Raw genomic sequence first — 15,779 nt, 5'->3', positions numbered from 1 at the left:
AGCAGGAGGGGCTTGTTGCGTTGAGCGGTGCTCAGCAGGCGCAGCTGAAATCGGGGTAGTCGGCGTAGCCCGGCGCGGGCTGGTCGTCGAGGCGGATGAGGTGGTCGAGGCGGATTTCTTCGCCCGATTTCAGCCGCATGTATTCCACCTTGTCGCGAATGAACAGCGTCTCGATGACGCCCGAGCCGAGGCAGAGCTGGCGCAGGTCGTTGAAATACTGCAGGTCGACGCGACGGCGCTGGGTGGCGGCGGCTTCGAGCAAGTCGTAGTAGTTGCAGTCGATGGGGGTGTATTCGGCGCTCATGGGCAGGTAGCGTGGGCTCGGCGAGTCCGCGATTTTAGGAATTGTACGGTAAAAAGGCATGAAAAGGCGAAGCGCGGACTCGCCAAGTCCACGCGACATTTTCCTAACTTGCCGGCCCACCCAAACCACCCACCTATGACGCCCACCTCCCCCGAAACCGCCGAGCTCAACCTCGAAGCCAACTCCTTCTCCTCCGCCACCGGCGGCGCCCCCCAAAAGCCCGACGGCAAGCGCCCCATGTTCTACGAGTTCAAGCCCGAAGAAACCGTGAAGGCCAAGCACGGCACCGAGCTGCGCTGCAAAACCTGGGAAGCCGAAGCTGCCTTGCGGATGCTGGAAAACAACCTCGACCCGGCCGTTTCGCTGGTGTATGACGAGCTGATTGTGTACGGCGGTGCCGGCCGCGCCGCCCGCAACTGGAAAGAGTACCAGACCATCGTCAAAACCCTGAAGGAGCTGGAAGCCGACGAAACCATGCTGGTGCAGAGCGGCAAGGCCGTGGGCGTGCTCAAAACCTGGCCCCACGCCCCGCGCGTGCTCATCGCCAACTCCAACATCGTGCCCGCCTGGAGCACCCAGGAATACTTCGACGAGCTCGACCGCATGGGCCTGATGATGTACGGCCAGATGACGGCCGGCTCCTGGATTTACATTGCCACTCAGGGCATTTTGCAGGGCACCTACGAAACCTTCGCCGCCATGGCCGACCAGCATTTCGGTGGCAGCCTGCGGGGCACCATCACCGTGACGGCCGGCCTGGGCGGCATGAGCGGCGCCCAGCCCCTGGCCGTGACCATGAACGACGGCGTGTGTCTCGTCATCGAGCCCATCGACGAGCGGGTGAAGCAGAAAGTGCGCGAAGGCTACGTGGACGAGCAGGCTCGCGACCTCACCCACGCCCTGGAGCTGTGCGAGCGCGCCAAAGCCGATGGAAAAGGCTGGTCCGTGGGCCTCACCGGCAACGCCGCCACCGTGCTGCCGCGCCTGCTGGAACTGGGCTTTCAGGCCGACATCGTGACCGACCAAACCTCGGCCCACGACCTGATGGACTACATACCCGAAGGCGAGATAGGGGAGGTGCTGGCCCTGCGCGCTGCCAACCCTGAGGAGTTCAAGCGCCAGGCGCTGGCGTCCATTGTGAAGCACGTGGAGGCCATTCTGGAGATGCAGCGGCGCGGCACCATTGCCGTGGACTACGGCAACAACCTGCGCGGCCAAGCCGAAAAAGGCGGCCTGAACGTGCGGGATTCAACCGGCCAGTTCCTGTACCCTGGCTTCGTGCCCGGCTACATTCGCCCGCTGTTTTGCGAGGGCAAAGGGCCCTTCCGCTGGGCCGCCCTCTCCGGCGACCCTGCCGACATCCTGCGCATCGACCGCGCCCTGCTCGAAACCTTCCCCGACAACAAGCTGCTGGCCCGCTGGATTGAGAAGGCCCAGGCCAAGGTGCCCTTCATTGGTCTGCCGGCGCGGGTTTGCTGGCTGGGCTACGGCGAGCGCGAGAAGTTTGGCCTCGTCATCAACGACCTGGTGGCGCGGGGCGAAGTGTCGGCCCCCATCGTCATTGGCCGCGACCATCTGGACTGCGGCTCCGTGGCCTCGCCCAACCGCGAAACCGAAGGCATGAAGGATGGCTCCGATGCCGTGGCCGACTGGCCCCTGCTCAACGCCCTGGCCAACTGCGCCAGCGGCGCCGACTGGGTGAGCCTGCACAACGGCGGCGGCGTGGGCATCGGCAACAGCACCCACTCCGGCATGGTCATCGTGGCCACCGGCACCCTTGAAAAAGCCGAGCGCCTGCGCCGCGTCCTCACCACCGACCCCGGCATGGGCATCTTCCGCCACGCCGACGCCGGCTACGAGCTGGCCCAGGACGTGGCCCGCGAGCGCGGCGCCAAGATTCCAGGCATGAAGTAAGAAAAAGGGCGGGGCTTGTACCCGCCCTTATTTACTTTCACGTGACTTAAATCTACCAAATCTTGATGAACCGTCTGCTCCCCCTGACTGCCGTGTTGCTCTGCCTGGACGCCTGCCAAAGCACCCCCGACGTTCCTAACGCCCCGGACGTGGCGGCCCCTGTTGCCGCCACGCCCGAGCCCGTACAATCTGAGCCCCTCGACCCTGAGCACATTGAAGCAAGTATGGTTTCCGTCGAGGGCTTGCCGAAGGAAGAAATCAGCACGGCCGAACTCACGCGGCAACTGGGGCCTCCCGCCCGCGTTGCCAAAGGCGCGGTGGAGTGCGGCGGCGTACTGGCAACGGAAAAAAGTCCTGTCGGCGATATCTGGTACTATGGTAAAACGATATACGAGGTGAACGGGAACCGCGCCGTGCTGACCAGCTTTGATGTCACCGCCGGCAAGTACCGGGGCAAAATTGGGCAGTTAGTACTCAGCCAGAATACAACCTTGGAAGACGTCCGTCGCTATTTTCCCCGGGCGGCTAAGGCTGCCGACAAGCCCTCTACCGGCCGCCCCGGCGAAGAAATGTATTTGCCTTTCTATGATAAGAATGTGCCCATGGATGGTTCACTGAACCTGCTTTTTAAAGAGGGACGCCTGCAGGAGGTACTGTTTTTCAGTCCCTGCTAGCTGTTGCAAACTTCCTGGTCGTTGCCCAACAAATGGCGCTTTGCGAATCAATTGCCTCGCGCTGAGTACATTACTATAGCGTTTGCAGTGCAAGGCATTGGCTAATGCATTGCGCCGCCAGCGCTACTCATACTGCTGCACCGCCAGGTACATGCTCACGTTGGCGGCATACTTTTCCCAATGGGCCTGGCTTTTCTGGCGGATGAGGGTGCGGTTTGTCAGCGTGGGCATCAGGACCGGGCCGCTCAGGCGCTGGCTGTTGGGCGTGGCTTTTTCGCCGTGCAGCCACTGAATGCCGGCCGCCACGGTCTGGCCCTTGGCGAGGTGCAGGTTGTAGCGGCGCAAGTCGAGGCCGACCCAGCCGGTGCGCTGGTTCGGTACCCGAAATTGGATGTCGTCGGCCACCAGGAGGCGGTCGGGCTTGCCGTGCTGCACGTCGTAGAGTAGAAAGCGCAGGCGCAGCGAGCGAAACTCGTTGTGGGCAAAGTACACCCGGAAGCTATCGACGAAGCTGTTTTTGCGCACGGGCACCATGGTGGCCAGCTCCCAGCCGCGCATGTCGCCCACGTCGGCGGCGCTGTCGGTGGTCCACTGCATGGGCGAAAAGGCACTCCGGCAGCCCAGGAAGCCCGGCTTCAGTTGCGGGCGGCGCACCAGCACCTCCTGCAGCAGGTGGCGCAGGGGCTGCAGGGTCCACACGGCCTCCGCGTGGCGCAATTCGGCCACGGTGAGGCCCCGCGAGCGAAAGCCTACGCAGGAAATAATGACCGAATCGGTACTGGCCAGGGTAGCCGGGGCCGCGAAGGCAAAGCGTCCTGATTCGTCGGCCGTCGAGCCGATGGCTTTGCCCTTCACGCCGATGCTGGCGAAGGCCACCGGCTGGCCCGACGCGCCCACCACACGGCCGCTCAGCCGCACGGTTTGGGCCAAAGAATCAGAGCCGAAGGAAAGTGTGAAAATCAGCAGCAGAAAAAGGCGCGAAAGCATTCGGTAAAAAGTAAAGGTTTGCCGAAGAGATTCCTGCGCCTGGTTTTTCGTTGCTTGGCTGGCACGTCATTGCCACTGGCCTTTCCAAAGCCCTCCGAAACCAGCTGCATGGTCACGCGTAAAGAAGCACCAGGACTTCGGTAACCCGCCCGGCGATGAGCAAGCTTTTTCTGTCTGCGAAGTGCTTGACCTTGTTAGGATTAGGTGGTGCGTGGGCTGGGTGGCGGGAGCAGTGGCTGCGCCTGGCACTGGTGGGAGGAGGCTTGCTGGGCCTGGCGTCGTGTTCCGATAATTCGACTCGACCAGAAAACTCCGAGCTGCGTGTTGACCCGCCCGCTGCTTCCACCAGCGTAGGCGCCGCGCCCGCGAGGCCTACCTCCGCCACGGGCCCGCTCGTTGGGGCCGGCCGCCGATATGAGGTGGCCGTGGGCACGGCCTACTTTTTCGACCGGCCCCAGCAGTCGACCCCAAACGGCCGCTACCTGCGGCGCGGCGACACCTTTTATGGCGAAGGGGAAACCAACGGCTTCGTGAAAACCGGTTTCGTGCAGCCCAACGGCGCGGCCGGCACCGCCTGGCTGAAACGAGGCGAACTGCGCCAGCTGCCGGGCGCCGCCGGCCCTGCCAAGCCCGCGCCCCGGGCCACCGCCGCGCGGCCGGACCAAACAGCGCCGTTGCCCGGCGCATCCGCCCCGGCCGGCCTCGCCCAGACGGCGGTGGTGCAGTCGGCCCGGGCCTATTTTCACCATTCGCCCGACTTGCTAACGCCCCGCAAGGCCTATTGCGAACGCGGCGACAAAGTGCGCGTGCTGGACGCCAGGGGGCCGGCCGTGTACGTCTCGTTCACCAATTGGGAGAAGGTGACCACCACCGGCTGGATGCGTCGGGCCGACCTGCAGTAATCCGGCCGCGCCGGAGCTTTAAAAGGCTAGCCGGTATTCGTGAACCGGGCTATTAATACCTGCGCCGGGGCAGTATATTGCCCCGCTTTTACCCAGCTCGTTCATTTTTCAAGCGGCTGTCGGGCTGCCAATGCCGGGCGCTAGCGCTTCCGTTTCATGCTTCTGGTTTCTACCCGCCGTACCGTTTGGGGCCTGTGGGCCGGCCTTGCCCTGGTGGCTGCCGGCTGCATGAGCGGCAATCCCACTGCTCAGCAAACCGCCGCCACTTCCCTGGCCACGCCCGTGGCCACCGACAGCCTACTCACCACCCGGCTCGAGTTGTACGACGCCGCCCGCCAGCGCGCAGTGCCGGTCATGGTATACCAGCCCGCCCGGTCTGCCGCTCAGGGCAAGCTCAAAGCCGCCATTTTCAGCCACGGCTACGGTGGCAACTGCACGGGCTACTCGTTTCTGGCCCGCAACTTGGTGGCGCACGGCTACCTGGTGGCCAGCATTCAGCACGAATTGCCCACCGACGAGCCCATGCCCACCACCGGCGTCATTCGGGTGGTGCGGCGCCCCATGTGGGACCGGGGCGTGCAAAACATCGAGTTTGCGCGCCAGGAGCTGCACAAGCGCTACCCCGCCATCGACTTCGACCACCTGCTGCTGGCCGGCCATTCCAACGGCGGCGACGTGTCGATGCTGTACGCCGAGCAGCACCCCGAGCGGGTGGAGCGGGTGATTTCGCTCGACAACCGCCGGGTGCCGTTTCCGCGGGCGCGGCGGCCGCGGGTGCTCTCGCTGCGCAGCTCCGACCAAGTGGCCGACCCCGGCGTGCTGCCCACTCCGGCCGAGCAACAACGCTACGGCATCACCATTGTGCCGCTGGCCCACACCATTCACAACGATATGTGGGACGGCGGCACCGAAGCCCAAAAGCAGGAAATGAACACGGCCGTGTCGCGGTTTCTGGAGCAGTAGCCGCGCGCAGCCCGGCATGGTGTGCAAGCGTAGCCGGGCCCGACACATTCAACAAAAAATACTGCTATTTTTGGCGCATTATGTTGAATGACAGCCAGCTCATGCCAGGACCTTCGGGCTTTCAGAAATCCCGGCCGGTGGTGTTGCAGCCCCACCAGCCCACGTGGGCCCAGGAATTTGCCGAAACGGCCCGCCGCATTGGCGCGGCCGCGGGCCCAGCCATTCTGCGCATCGACCACGTTGGTTCCACGGCCGTGACCGGGCTGGCTGCCAAAGACGTCATCGACATTCAAGTAACGGTGGCCAGCCTCAACGACATTGCCGAGCTTACGCACCCGCTGTGGCAGGCCGGCTTTCGGCAGGGCGCCTTCGAGTATGATGTGTACCACGGCCTGCCGGCCCAGTCGGAGGAGCTGCGCAAGCTGTACCTGCGCGAACCCTTGGGGGGGCGCCGCACCCACATCCACGTGCGCGAGGCGGGCCGGTTCAACGCCCGGTTTGCGCTGCTGTTTCGCGACTACCTGCGGGCCAACGACGCCGCCCGCGACGAATACGAGCTGCTGAAGCGCCGGGCCAGCGAGGTATTTCCGGACAGCATCGAGGGCTACCTCTACCTGAAGGAGCCGGTTTTTCACCTCATCTACCAGGCGGCCGAGCTGTGGGCCGCCAAAAGGCGCTGGAAGCCCGATTTTGCCGGCCAGTGAGGCGGCGCTAGCCGCCGATGGCCGCCGCACTGGCCGCGCCCGGCCCGGAGGCCACCTCGGCGCGGGTGCGGGGCAGGCTGCCGGGGTATTCGCGCTGCAGAAAAGCCACCAGCTGCTCGCGCACGGCGCAGCGCAGCTCCCACACGGCCCCGGCGTTGGCGGCGCTCACCAGGCAGCGCAGCTCCAGGGTGCGCTCTTTGGCGTCGGTGACGTGCAGCACGCACACGCGCGAATCCCAGTGCGGGCTGCCTTCCACAATGCGCCGCAGTTCGGCGCGCACGGCTTCCACGGGCACCGTGTAGTCAGCCTGTAGAAACACCGTGCCCAGTATCTGCGCGCTGTTGCGGGTCCAGTTCTGGAAAGGTTTTTCGATGAAGTAGTTGAGGGGCAGCACCAGCCGGCGCTCGTCCCAGATGCTGAGCACCACGTAGGTAAACGTGATTTCCTCGACGCGGCCCCATTCGCCTTCCACCACCAGCACGTCGTCGATGCGGATGGGCTGGGTGAAGGCTATCTGGAAGCCCGCCAGCAGGTTGCTGATGGAGCGCTGGGCCGCAAAGCCGACAATAACGCTGGCAATGCCGGCCGAGGTGAGCAGGCCCGTGCCCAGCCGCCGCACCGTCTCGAAGCTCATGAGCACCAGCCCCACGGCCACAAACAGCACCAGCGACGCGGCCAGCTTTTTGAGAAACTGCAGCTGCGTGAACAGTTTGCGGACGCGCAGGTTGTCGGCGCTGCTGAGCTGGTAGCGGCGCTGCACTAAGTCCTGCAGCACGTCGAGGGTTTTGATGAGGCCCCAGGCAAAGGCCAGGGTCAGGCTCATTTCCACGATGCGGCGCAGCACTTCGTGGGGCCGGGGCGGCAGCATGGCCAGCGGCAGCACCAGCGAAACCGCCAAAATGGGGAAAAACCACGCGCTGGGCCGCCGCAGGTGCCGGGCCAGCGACCGCGCCACGGCCGAATCTTCGCGCCGCGCAAAGGCCTGCAGCACGGCAAAAAGGAGGTAGTGCGCCACCAGTCCGCTCGCAAAGCCGCCCAGCAGCACGCCCAGGGTCGTGAACACGGCGGGCAAATGGCTCAGGTAATGCTGGACTGCGGTCATGGGCGGGGGGGCGGCGCGGGTGGCCATTGCGGTGTACCCGAGGCCGGTCCCAAAGGTTGGCCGCCGGCCCGTGCGGAGGCGCCAAATAGTAGCCGACGGGAGGAGTAGGGCCCGGCGAATAAATCTTTACCTTGGCGCCCTTCTTCCCCAGTTCAATCTCCGCTCATGATGCCGCCCGACGCCTTGCCTGCGCACTCGCCCCGTTCATCGCCCCGCGTCCGGGTGCAGGCCATCGACGTGGTGCGGGGCCTGGTCATGGTCATCATGGCACTCGACCACATCCGCGAGTTCTGGAACCCCACCGCGGTGCGGCCCGAAGACGTGGCCCAGGCCTCGGCGCTGCTGTTTTTCACGCGGTGGGTCACGCATTTCTGCGCGCCCACGTTCGTGTTTTTGTCGGGCTGCAGCATTTTTCTCTCGCAGCAAAAGCAGCCCACCCGCGGGGCCATGAGTCGGTTTTTGCTCTCGCGGGGGCTGTGGCTGGTGTTCCTGGAGCTGGTGGTCATCAACTTCATCCTGCAGTGGGGCGCCTACAACCTGTTGCTGCTGCAGGTAATCTGGGCCATTGGCTGGGGCATGGTGCTGCTGGCGGGCCTGCTGTGGCTGCCCCGGCCGCTGCTGGCGGCGCTGGCGCTGCTCATCATCGCGGGGCACAACCTGCTGCCCAACATTCAGCCCGTGACGGCGACCAACGCGCCGTGGGCCCTGTTGCACAATGCGCCGTTTCTGCTGCCGGTGCCGCATTTGCCGCCCATGCTGGTGGCCTACTCCATTGGCCCGTGGCTGGGCGTGATGCTGGCGGGCTACGCCATCGGGCCCTGGTTCCTGCTGCCGCTGCCCGAGCGCACACGGCGCCTGCGCCTGGCGGGCGTGGCGGCGCTGGCGGTATTTGCGGTGGTGAGGGCCTTGAACGTGTATGGCGACCCCAGCCCCTGGAGCGTGCAACCGCGCGGGGTGCTCTACACGGCGCTGTCGTTCCTCAACATCACCAAGTACCCGCCCTCGTTGCTGTTTCTCTGCCTCACGCTGGGCGTGGCCCTGCTGCTGCTCAGCGGCACCGAAACCGCCCGCGGCCGACTCAGTGGCTGGCTGCGTACGTTCGGGCAGGTGCCGTTTTTCTACTACCTCCTGCACCTGCTGCTCATCAGCGGCGGGGCTTGGCTGTGGTCGTACTTGGCGTTTGGGCACCCGTTCAATTTCTCCTTCGCCACGCCCAAAGACTGGCCAGCGGGCTACCAGCCCAGCCTGGCGCGGGCCTACGCGGTGTGGGCGGCCGTGGTGCTGCTCCTCTACTGGCCGTGCCGCTGGTACCAGGTCTACAAGCAGCGGCATCGCTACTGGTGGCTCTCGTACCTGTAGCCGAGTTTAGGGTGTTCCTCGTATTGCTCTGTTAATGAATGAATTTGGTTAAATGAGGCAGGGGAGTTGAGCAACAGCAGATGGCAATGGCGGCAGAATGTGCGCGGTTGAGACAGGTTTGGGCACGGTTGAGCTAAACCCCAGCTTGCAAACGCTCGTTTCAGCCGCTTATCACACTTTGCTATTTTTGATGAAGCTCTTCTTCTCGCTCGCGCTGGCTGGCTCGTTGCTGGCCACTGCTCCCACGGCCACGGCCCAACAAACCGCCGAGTCGCCGTACCACACCCGTTTTGCCGTCGATGGCCCCATCATCCTGGGGCTGGGCGCCACCAGCGCCTTCGGCCTCTACCGCGTGCAGCAGAAGAGCGGCCTGAGCGACGCCGAACTGGCCAACCTGAAAAAGGAAGACGTGCCGAGCTTCGACCGTTTCTCGGCCGGCTGGTACAGCGAAAGTGCTCAGACGGCCAGCGACTTGCTTTGCTACCCCACGCTGGTCATCGCGCCCGGCCTCCTGGCCCTCAACGACAAAGTACGGGGCCGCTACGGCCAGGTGCTGGGCATGTACGTGGAAGCCATGCTGGCCTCCGACGCCCTGTTCACCACCTCGGTGGGCAACATCTACCGCTACCGGCCCTACCTCTACGGCACCGAAGGTGGCAGCGGCCGTTCGGGCAAGATTGCCACCAATTCCTTCTTCGCCGGGCACACGGCGCACACGGCCACGGCCACGTTCTTCGCCGCCAAGGTGCTGCACGATTTCAACCCCGGCTACGAAGGCGAGGGGCTGGTGTGGGGCGCGGCGGCCTTGGTGCCGGCAAGTGTGGCGTATTTTCGAATAAAGGCGGGCAAGCACTTCCTGTCCGACAACATCGTGGGCTACACCGTGGGCGCTACCATGGGCATTCTGGTGCCGCAACTGCACAAAAACAAAGGCGCCGGCGTGTCGCTAGCCCCCTTGCAGGGGCTGAACGTGAACGGCTACGCCTACAGCGGCATGATGCTGACCAAGCAGCTGTAGCGGCCCACTCCTTTATTTCCGACCTACTTGATGGGCGCTGTACTCACGGCGCCCGTTTCTTTTTGCACCTCGAAGCGGGCGCTGTTGGGCATGCGGCGGGCCCAGTCGCGGCGGGGCACCAGCACCTGCCAGGTGGCGCCGTTGTCGTTCACGCGGGCCGAGTCCGTGACGTACAGCTCGGGGGTGGGCAGGGTTTTGACGTAGGCCGCTACCAGGGTGCGGGCTTCGGCTTCGGTTTTGCTGGCCGTGGAAGGCTGGGGCGCTGCCGCCGGGGCTTGCTGGCTTTCGTTGGCGGGCGGGGTTTGCTGGCAGCTGGCGAGGGTGGCCGCTGTGCTGAGCAGCAGGGCGGTGAGGAAAGGCTTCATAGGGCAAAGCTAGGGCGTAACCTTCTGGCTGGCATTATGGCCGCCACCGTTGCCAGGCGGAAAGTCGGGTTGTACCTTGACCGCCAATTACCACCCGGTATTCACCCATCCCCTTCACCCTGCTGCCCATGACCAACCTTTACCCGCGCATCTGCCTCCTGCTGCTCGTCCTGCTGGGCGTGCGCCCGGCGGCCCAGGCCCAGATTGAGCCCGCCGCCCAGTACACCACCCTCACGCCGGCCCAGCTCATGGCCTGGACGCCCACCGGCCCCACGGCCGTGCCGGCCAACGTCAGCACCGTGCCGCTGGCCACTCGCCAAAACGCCCTGGCGCCGCAGCTCAACCCCGCCCAAAGCTTCAGCGCCAAGGTGAACTGGTGCCCCGACGGCATGAACAACTTCTCGGGCTACCTCAACGAGCAGGCCCAGTTCAACCTCTACAACTTCACGCACTGGCAGTACGTTGACGTGCTGACCTGGTTTGCCAGCCCCGTCGGCATTCCGTGCCGGCCCTGGGTGGAAACGGCCCACCGCAACGGCGTCAAAATCATCGGCACGGTGTTTACCGACCGGGCCGGCTTCGTGGCGCTGTGCCAGAAGGACGCCAGCGGCAACTACCTCGGCGCCCAGAAGCTGGTGGACGTGGCCAATTACTACGGGTTCGACGGCTGGTTTTTCAACGAAGAATCGGCCCTGACGGCCACCGAAGCCGGCGAAGTCATCAACCTGCTCAAGCAGCTCCAAGCCCTCAAGCCGGCGGGCATGGAGATTCACTGGTACGACTCCATGCTGCCCAGCGGGTCGGTGTCGTACCAAAACACGCTGAACGCAAACAACGCCCGCCTGCTGCAGGACGGCGCCACCCGCGTGAGCGACGCCATGTTCACCAACTACTTCTGGACCGGCGCCGGCACGTTCAACACGGCCGTGGCCACGGCGGCCAGCCTGGGCCGCAGCCCGTTCGACGTGTACACCGGCGCTGACATCTGGCCCGGCCGCAACCCGCAGCGCCTCTTCACCAACACCAGCTGGCTGAGCGACTTCTACACCGGCGGCAGCCCCGCCCAGCCGCGCACCTCGCTGGCCGTGTTTGCGCCCAACATGACCTTCAACGGCGGCCAGAACAACTTCAGCACCAACCCCGCCGACTACGCCAACTTCTACCGCACCGAGCAGCGCCTTTTCTCCGGCGACGACCTCGACGTGACCACCGCCGATGCCACCGGCTGGCAGGGCTTTGGTCAGTACGTGCCGGTGCGCAGCGTCATCAACACGCTGCCGTTCGACACGTACTTCTCGGTGGGGCAGGGGCAGGTGTTTGCCAACAACGGCGCGCAGGTGCGCAAGCCGTGGACCGACATGGCCAAGCAAAGCCTGCTGCCCTCCTGGCAATGGGCCAAAACCGGCGCGGCGCCCATCACGGCCAGCTTCGACTTTGACCGTGCCTACTACGCCGGCAACTCCATCAAGCTGGCCGGCAGCCTCAGCGGCACCAACGCCGCCAACGTAAAGCTCTACCAAACCAAGCTGGCCATCACGGCCCCCACCAAGCTCGACATCACCTATAAGGCGGCTGGCACGGCCGGCAGCGCCACGCGCCTGGCCCTGTATTTCAGCGACAACCTGGCTGCGCCCGCCCTGCTCGACCTGCCCGTTGCGGCCGATACGCTCTGGCACACCACCTCCTTCCCGCTGGCCGCCTACGCCGCCCGCGAGCTGGCCATCATCGGCGTGGACGTGAGCAGTAACACCGCCGTGCGCACCTACCGCCTCAACCTGGGCCGCCTGAGCGTGTACAACAACGCGCTGGTGACCACCAAACCCACCGCCAACTTCACCGCCGACGCCACCACCGTCGTGGCCAACCAGCCCGTCACCTTCGCCAACTCGTCCACCAACGCCACGAGCTTCGTGTGGACGTTTGCCGGCGGCACCCCGGCCACCAGCACCGACGTGAACCCCGTGGTGCGCTACGCCGCGGCCGGCACCTACGCCGTGAAGCTGCGCGCGCAAAACGCGGTGGGGCGCGACTCGCTCACCCGCACGGCCTATATCCGGGTGGTAACGCCCCCGGCCGCGGGCAGCAACACGGCCCTCTTGTTCGACGGCGTGGGCAAGTACGTCGATGCCGGCGTCATTGCCCTCAACCCCACGGGCTTCAGCCTGGAATGCTGGGTGAAGGCGAATTCGTTTAAAACGGGCTCGCCGTTCATTTCCAGCGTCATTGGCATGGAAGACGGCGGCGTGAACAACGCCCAGATTCGCTTGGGCGACGCCAACATCACCGGCGACCGGCCGCAGTTTGTGATGAACACGGGCACTTTGTCGCGCAAGCTCACCTCGGCCACCACGCTCACGGCCGGCACCTGGTACCACCTCGCCGCCACCTACGACGGCGCGGCCATGAAGCTGTACATCAACGGCGTGCTCAATGCCTCGCTCAACGCCGCCACCACGCCCACGGTGAACGCGGCCTTCTCTTTCGGCCGCAACTACGCCAGCAGCCGCTGCCTCGACGGTTCCATCGACGAGGTGCGGGTGTGGCAGCGGGCCCTCACGGCCGCCGAAATTCTGGCCAATGCCTGCGACGTGCCTGCCAACGCTTCCGGCCTGGAAGGCTACTGGAAGCTTAACGAAGCCACCGGCCTGGTGGCCAACGACCTCACCGGCCACGGCCACACCGGCAACCTCATCGGCATGAATGCCGCCGACTGGTCGGCCAACGTGCCCACGGCCTGCCCGGCCATCACGGCCGTGCTGCCGGGCCGCGCCACTGCCGGCCTGCAGCTGCAGGTGCTCGGCAACCCCGTGCCCGGCCGCCAGGCCGAAGTCGAAATCAGCGGCGCCCAGGGCCAGCCCGTGGTGCTCACGCTGTGCAACCTGCTGGGCGCCGTGGTGTGGCAGCAGCGCCTGAGCGGCCCCCGCACCAGCGTGCCGGTACCGGCCGCCGCGGGGCTGTACATCCTGCGCGCCAGCACGCCCACCCAAACCACCTCGGCCAAGCTGGAGCGGCAATAGCAGGTCCCCGTCCAACGGCTTACCGAAAAACGGGGGCGGCGCTGCTGATTGGCAAGCGCCGCCCCCGTTTTTTATGCCATTGAAGCCTGGCCCAGCAGCGCCGCGCTTTCCACTAGCGTGGCTCCTTTGGCCCGCAGGTCGGCCAGCGCAGCGGCAAAGCCTTCGGCGCTGATGGCCCGGGTGGCGTCGGTGATGACGGTGGTGGCAAAGCCGGCCGCCAGGGCATCGAGCGCGGAATAGTACACGCAGTAGTCGCCGGCCAGCCCGGCCAGGTACACTTCGGTCACGCCGCGCCCGCGGAGGTAGTCGGCCAGACCGGTACTTTTGCGGTGGCCGTTGTCGAAGAAAGCGCTGTAGCTGTCGATTTCAACCGAGGTGCCTTTTCTGAAAATGGCCTCGATGCGCTCGGAGCGCAGGGCGGGGGCGAGGTCGGCGCCGGCGCTGGCCTGGGTGCAGTGGTCGGGCCACAGCACCTGGGGCAGGCCGTGCAGGTCAATCTGCTCAAATTGGCTGCGGCCGGGGTGGCTGCTGGCAAAGCTCTGGTGCCCAGCCGGGTGCCAGTCCTGCGAGGCCACCACCAGCTCAAATTGCGGCTGCAGCGTGTTCACCAGCGGGATAATGGCGTCGCCGTCGGGCACGGACAGGCGGCCGCCGGGCAGGAAGTCGGTTTGAATATCGATGAGCAAGAGAGCTTTCATGCGGGCGAAAGTGAAGCGTGTGGGCAAATAAACCAAGCAAAAGCCCGGGAGTTACGTCTACGTGCACACCGCATTTTTATCAACGCATTTTCCGATGCCCGACCTTCAGCAGCAAATCGTACTCGTCACCGGTGCCACGTCCGGCATTGGCCAGGTCACCGCCACCGAATTGGCGAAAATGGGCGCGCACGTCGTCATTCTGGCCCGCAACGCCGACAAGGCCGCAGCCACCCAGCGCGAAATGAAAGCCGCCGCCGGCCACCAGCGCGTCGACGTGCTACTGGCCGACCTGGCCGACTTCAGCCAGGTGCGCCGCGCCGCCGCCGAGTTCAACGCCCGCTATCCGCGCCTGGATGTGCTGGTGAACAACGCCGGCCTCATCTTCGGCGCCCAGCGCCAGCTCTCGCCCGACGGCCACGAGCTGGGCGTGGCCACCAACCACCTCGGGCCCTTTCTGCTCACGGCCCTGCTCTTCGACAAGCTGCGCGCCAGCCCCGCCGCCCGCATCGTGAACCTGGCCTCGGAGGCCTACCGCGTGGCCAAGCCCAACCTCGCCGATTTTCAGTCAGAGCGCAACTACGGCGCCATGCGTGTGTATGGCAACACCAAGCTCTACAACATCCTGTTCACGCAGGAACTGGCGCGGCGCCTGCGCAGCCACGGCATTGCCAACGTCACGACCAACGCCGTGCACCCCGGCGTGGTGGCCACCAGCTTTGGGGCCAGCGCCGGCGGTTGGCTGAGCAAGCTCACGGCCCTGGCCCGTCCGTTCATGATTTCGGTAGAAAAAGGCGCCGAAACCAGCATCTTCCTGGCCTCGGCGCCCGAAGTGGCCAGCATCAGCGGCGGCTTTTTTGCCAAGAAAAAGGCGGAAGCCGTGAAGCATCCCTTCAACACGCCCGAGCACGCCCGCCAGCTCTGGGAGCTGAGCGAAAGGCTCACGGGCGCGCGGTTTCTGGACTAGCCGCGGCTATTTCGCGGCCGGGTCGGCGGCGTCGAGGACGGCGCCCCAGCCGGCTTCGCTGCGAGGTTTCTGGGCCGCGGCAGCCGTTTTGAGCGGCTCGGCCAGGGCAGGGGCGGCGGCCTGCAGGGCTTTGAGGGTCAGCTTCACGGGCGTAAGCGTGCCTTCCGGCGTGCGCAGGTAGTACACGGAGGCGTCTTCGATTTCGTCGATGGGCGCGCCGTTGCTGTACATGCCGCCAAAGCCTTCCCGCTTAATCTGTTTGAGGTGGTGCTTGAGCAGGGCGTAGCGGCCCTCGTGCAGCACTTCCACGTAGTCGCGCTGCCGGGCGGCCGGGCCCTCCTCGAAGCGGCGGAACAGCCGCCGACGGGCCGGCCCCAGCGCCGAAGCCGGCTCTTCGAGCACAAAGGAGGCTACTTTGCTGTCGTTGAGCTCCACCGAGTCGGGCGAGGGCGCTTCTTTGCGCATGACGAGGGCGCGGTCCAGCACGTCGTATTTGAGCAGCATGGGCAGCAGCGGCTGCTTGTTGGCCAGCGTGACGTGGGCCGTCAGCCAGCGGTTGTCGGCGTAGGGCGAGCCCACGGTGTTGGGGTGGCGGCTGAGCAGGTGCGGGGCCCCGTTGGTGAGGTTGCTGAGGTTGGCGTAGTCGTTGGCGCCTTCCTTGCTGTAGTCACGTTGGGCCACCGGCAGGTTGGCGATGTTGGAGGTTTGGGCGTGGGCGCTGGCACCGGCCAGGCACAACCCCAGAAGCAGGCGTACAGAAGGTTTCATGGAAAAAGGGCAGGAATGAATGGTGCTGGCCAATGTAGCC

The 15,779-nt window shown here is 65.4% G+C and carries 15 protein-coding genes; 9 read left to right on the top strand and 6 right to left on the bottom strand.

Going from position 1 to position 15,779, the window contains the following annotated elements; translation table 11 throughout:
- Positions 1-31: 31 nt before the first annotated feature.
- Positions 32-364: a hypothetical protein gene (locus JAO73_RS11425; RefSeq protein ID WP_198977167.1), complete on the bottom strand. Its 333-nt coding sequence runs from the start codon at positions 362-364 to the stop codon at positions 32-34.
- A gap of 75 nt (positions 365-439) precedes the next feature.
- On the opposite strand from JAO73_RS11425, the gene hutU reads away from it, so the two are divergent.
- Positions 440-2,218 carry a urocanate hydratase gene (gene hutU / locus JAO73_RS11420; protein WP_198977166.1) on the top strand — a complete coding sequence of 593 codons (1,779 nt, stop codon included), beginning with the start codon at positions 440-442 and terminating at the stop codon, positions 2,216-2,218.
- A 65-nt stretch (positions 2,219-2,283) separates the two neighbouring features.
- Positions 2,284-2,892 carry a hypothetical protein gene (locus JAO73_RS11415; protein WP_198977165.1) on the top strand — a complete coding sequence of 203 codons (609 nt, stop codon included), beginning with the start codon at positions 2,284-2,286 and terminating at the stop codon, positions 2,890-2,892.
- A gap of 123 nt (positions 2,893-3,015) precedes the next feature.
- Here the strand turns inward: JAO73_RS11415 and JAO73_RS11410 are convergent, their stop codons facing one another.
- Positions 3,016-3,879 carry a carboxypeptidase-like regulatory domain-containing protein gene (locus JAO73_RS11410; protein ID WP_198977164.1) on the bottom strand — a complete coding sequence of 288 codons (864 nt, stop codon included), beginning with the start codon at positions 3,877-3,879 and terminating at the stop codon, positions 3,016-3,018.
- A gap of 185 nt (positions 3,880-4,064) precedes the next feature.
- On the opposite strand from JAO73_RS11410, the gene JAO73_RS11405 reads away from it, so the two are divergent.
- The 3 genes from JAO73_RS11405 to JAO73_RS11395 all read left to right on the top strand — a co-directional run bounded on the left by JAO73_RS11405 (position 4,065) and on the right by JAO73_RS11395 (position 6,448).
- Positions 4,065-4,781, top strand: a complete 717-nt coding sequence (locus tag JAO73_RS11405) for a hypothetical protein (RefSeq protein ID WP_198977163.1) — start codon at positions 4,065-4,067, stop codon at positions 4,779-4,781.
- 156 nt (positions 4,782-4,937) lie between these two features.
- Positions 4,938-5,744, top strand: a complete 807-nt coding sequence (locus JAO73_RS11400; protein ID WP_233169154.1) for a serine aminopeptidase domain-containing protein — start codon at positions 4,938-4,940, stop codon at positions 5,742-5,744.
- Positions 5,745-5,824: 80 nt separating this feature from the next.
- Positions 5,825-6,448, top strand: coding sequence for a GrpB family protein (locus tag JAO73_RS11395; protein WP_198977162.1), 624 nt, complete (start codon positions 5,825-5,827; stop codon positions 6,446-6,448).
- Between the two features lie 7 nt (positions 6,449-6,455).
- Here JAO73_RS11395 and JAO73_RS11390 read toward each other — a convergent pair whose 3' ends face one another.
- Positions 6,456-7,550, bottom strand: a complete 1,095-nt coding sequence (locus tag JAO73_RS11390) for a mechanosensitive ion channel family protein (protein WP_198977161.1) — start codon at positions 7,548-7,550, stop codon at positions 6,456-6,458.
- A 165-nt stretch (positions 7,551-7,715) separates the two neighbouring features.
- On the opposite strand from JAO73_RS11390, the gene JAO73_RS11385 reads away from it, so the two are divergent.
- On the top strand, positions 7,716-8,909 hold the full coding sequence (locus tag JAO73_RS11385; RefSeq protein WP_198977160.1) for an acetyltransferase domain-containing protein: 1,194 nt from the start codon (positions 7,716-7,718) through the stop codon (positions 8,907-8,909).
- Between the two features lie 190 nt (positions 8,910-9,099).
- Positions 9,100-9,927: a phosphatase PAP2 family protein gene (locus JAO73_RS11380; protein WP_198977159.1), complete on the top strand. Its 828-nt coding sequence runs from the start codon at positions 9,100-9,102 to the stop codon at positions 9,925-9,927.
- Positions 9,928-9,950: 23 nt separating this feature from the next.
- Here the strand turns inward: JAO73_RS11380 and JAO73_RS11375 are convergent, their stop codons facing one another.
- Positions 9,951-10,292 (bottom strand): hypothetical protein, encoded by a 342-nt coding sequence (locus JAO73_RS11375; protein ID WP_198977158.1) that lies wholly within the window; start codon positions 10,290-10,292, stop codon positions 9,951-9,953.
- A 128-nt stretch (positions 10,293-10,420) separates the two neighbouring features.
- Here JAO73_RS11375 and JAO73_RS11370 point away from each other — a divergent pair, with 128 nt between their 5' ends.
- Positions 10,421-13,309 (top strand): endo-beta-N-acetylglucosaminidase, encoded by a 2,889-nt coding sequence (locus JAO73_RS11370; RefSeq protein WP_198977157.1) that lies wholly within the window; start codon positions 10,421-10,423, stop codon positions 13,307-13,309.
- 71 nt (positions 13,310-13,380) lie between these two features.
- Here the strand turns inward: JAO73_RS11370 and pncA are convergent, their stop codons facing one another.
- Positions 13,381-14,007 (bottom strand): bifunctional nicotinamidase/pyrazinamidase, encoded by a 627-nt coding sequence (gene pncA, locus JAO73_RS11365; protein ID WP_198977156.1) that lies wholly within the window; start codon positions 14,005-14,007, stop codon positions 13,381-13,383.
- Positions 14,008-14,101: 94 nt separating this feature from the next.
- Here pncA and JAO73_RS11360 point away from each other — a divergent pair, with 94 nt between their 5' ends.
- Positions 14,102-14,971 (top strand): SDR family oxidoreductase, encoded by an 870-nt coding sequence (locus JAO73_RS11360; RefSeq protein ID WP_198977155.1) that lies wholly within the window; start codon positions 14,102-14,104, stop codon positions 14,969-14,971.
- A 6-nt stretch (positions 14,972-14,977) separates the two neighbouring features.
- On the opposite strand, the gene JAO73_RS11355 is transcribed toward JAO73_RS11360, so the two are convergent.
- The gene (locus JAO73_RS11355) at positions 14,978-15,739 is read right to left on the bottom strand and encodes a hypothetical protein (RefSeq protein WP_198977154.1); all 762 of its coding nucleotides are present in this window, start codon (positions 15,737-15,739) and stop codon (positions 14,978-14,980) included.
- Positions 15,740-15,779: the final 40 nt, after the last annotated feature.

This window comes from Hymenobacter miniatus (assembly GCF_016427455.1).
In the GTDB taxonomy this organism is placed as follows: Bacteria; Bacteroidota; Bacteroidia; order Cytophagales; family Hymenobacteraceae; genus Hymenobacter; species Hymenobacter armeniacus.
This window is presented reverse-complemented; position numbering and strand designations above follow the sequence as displayed.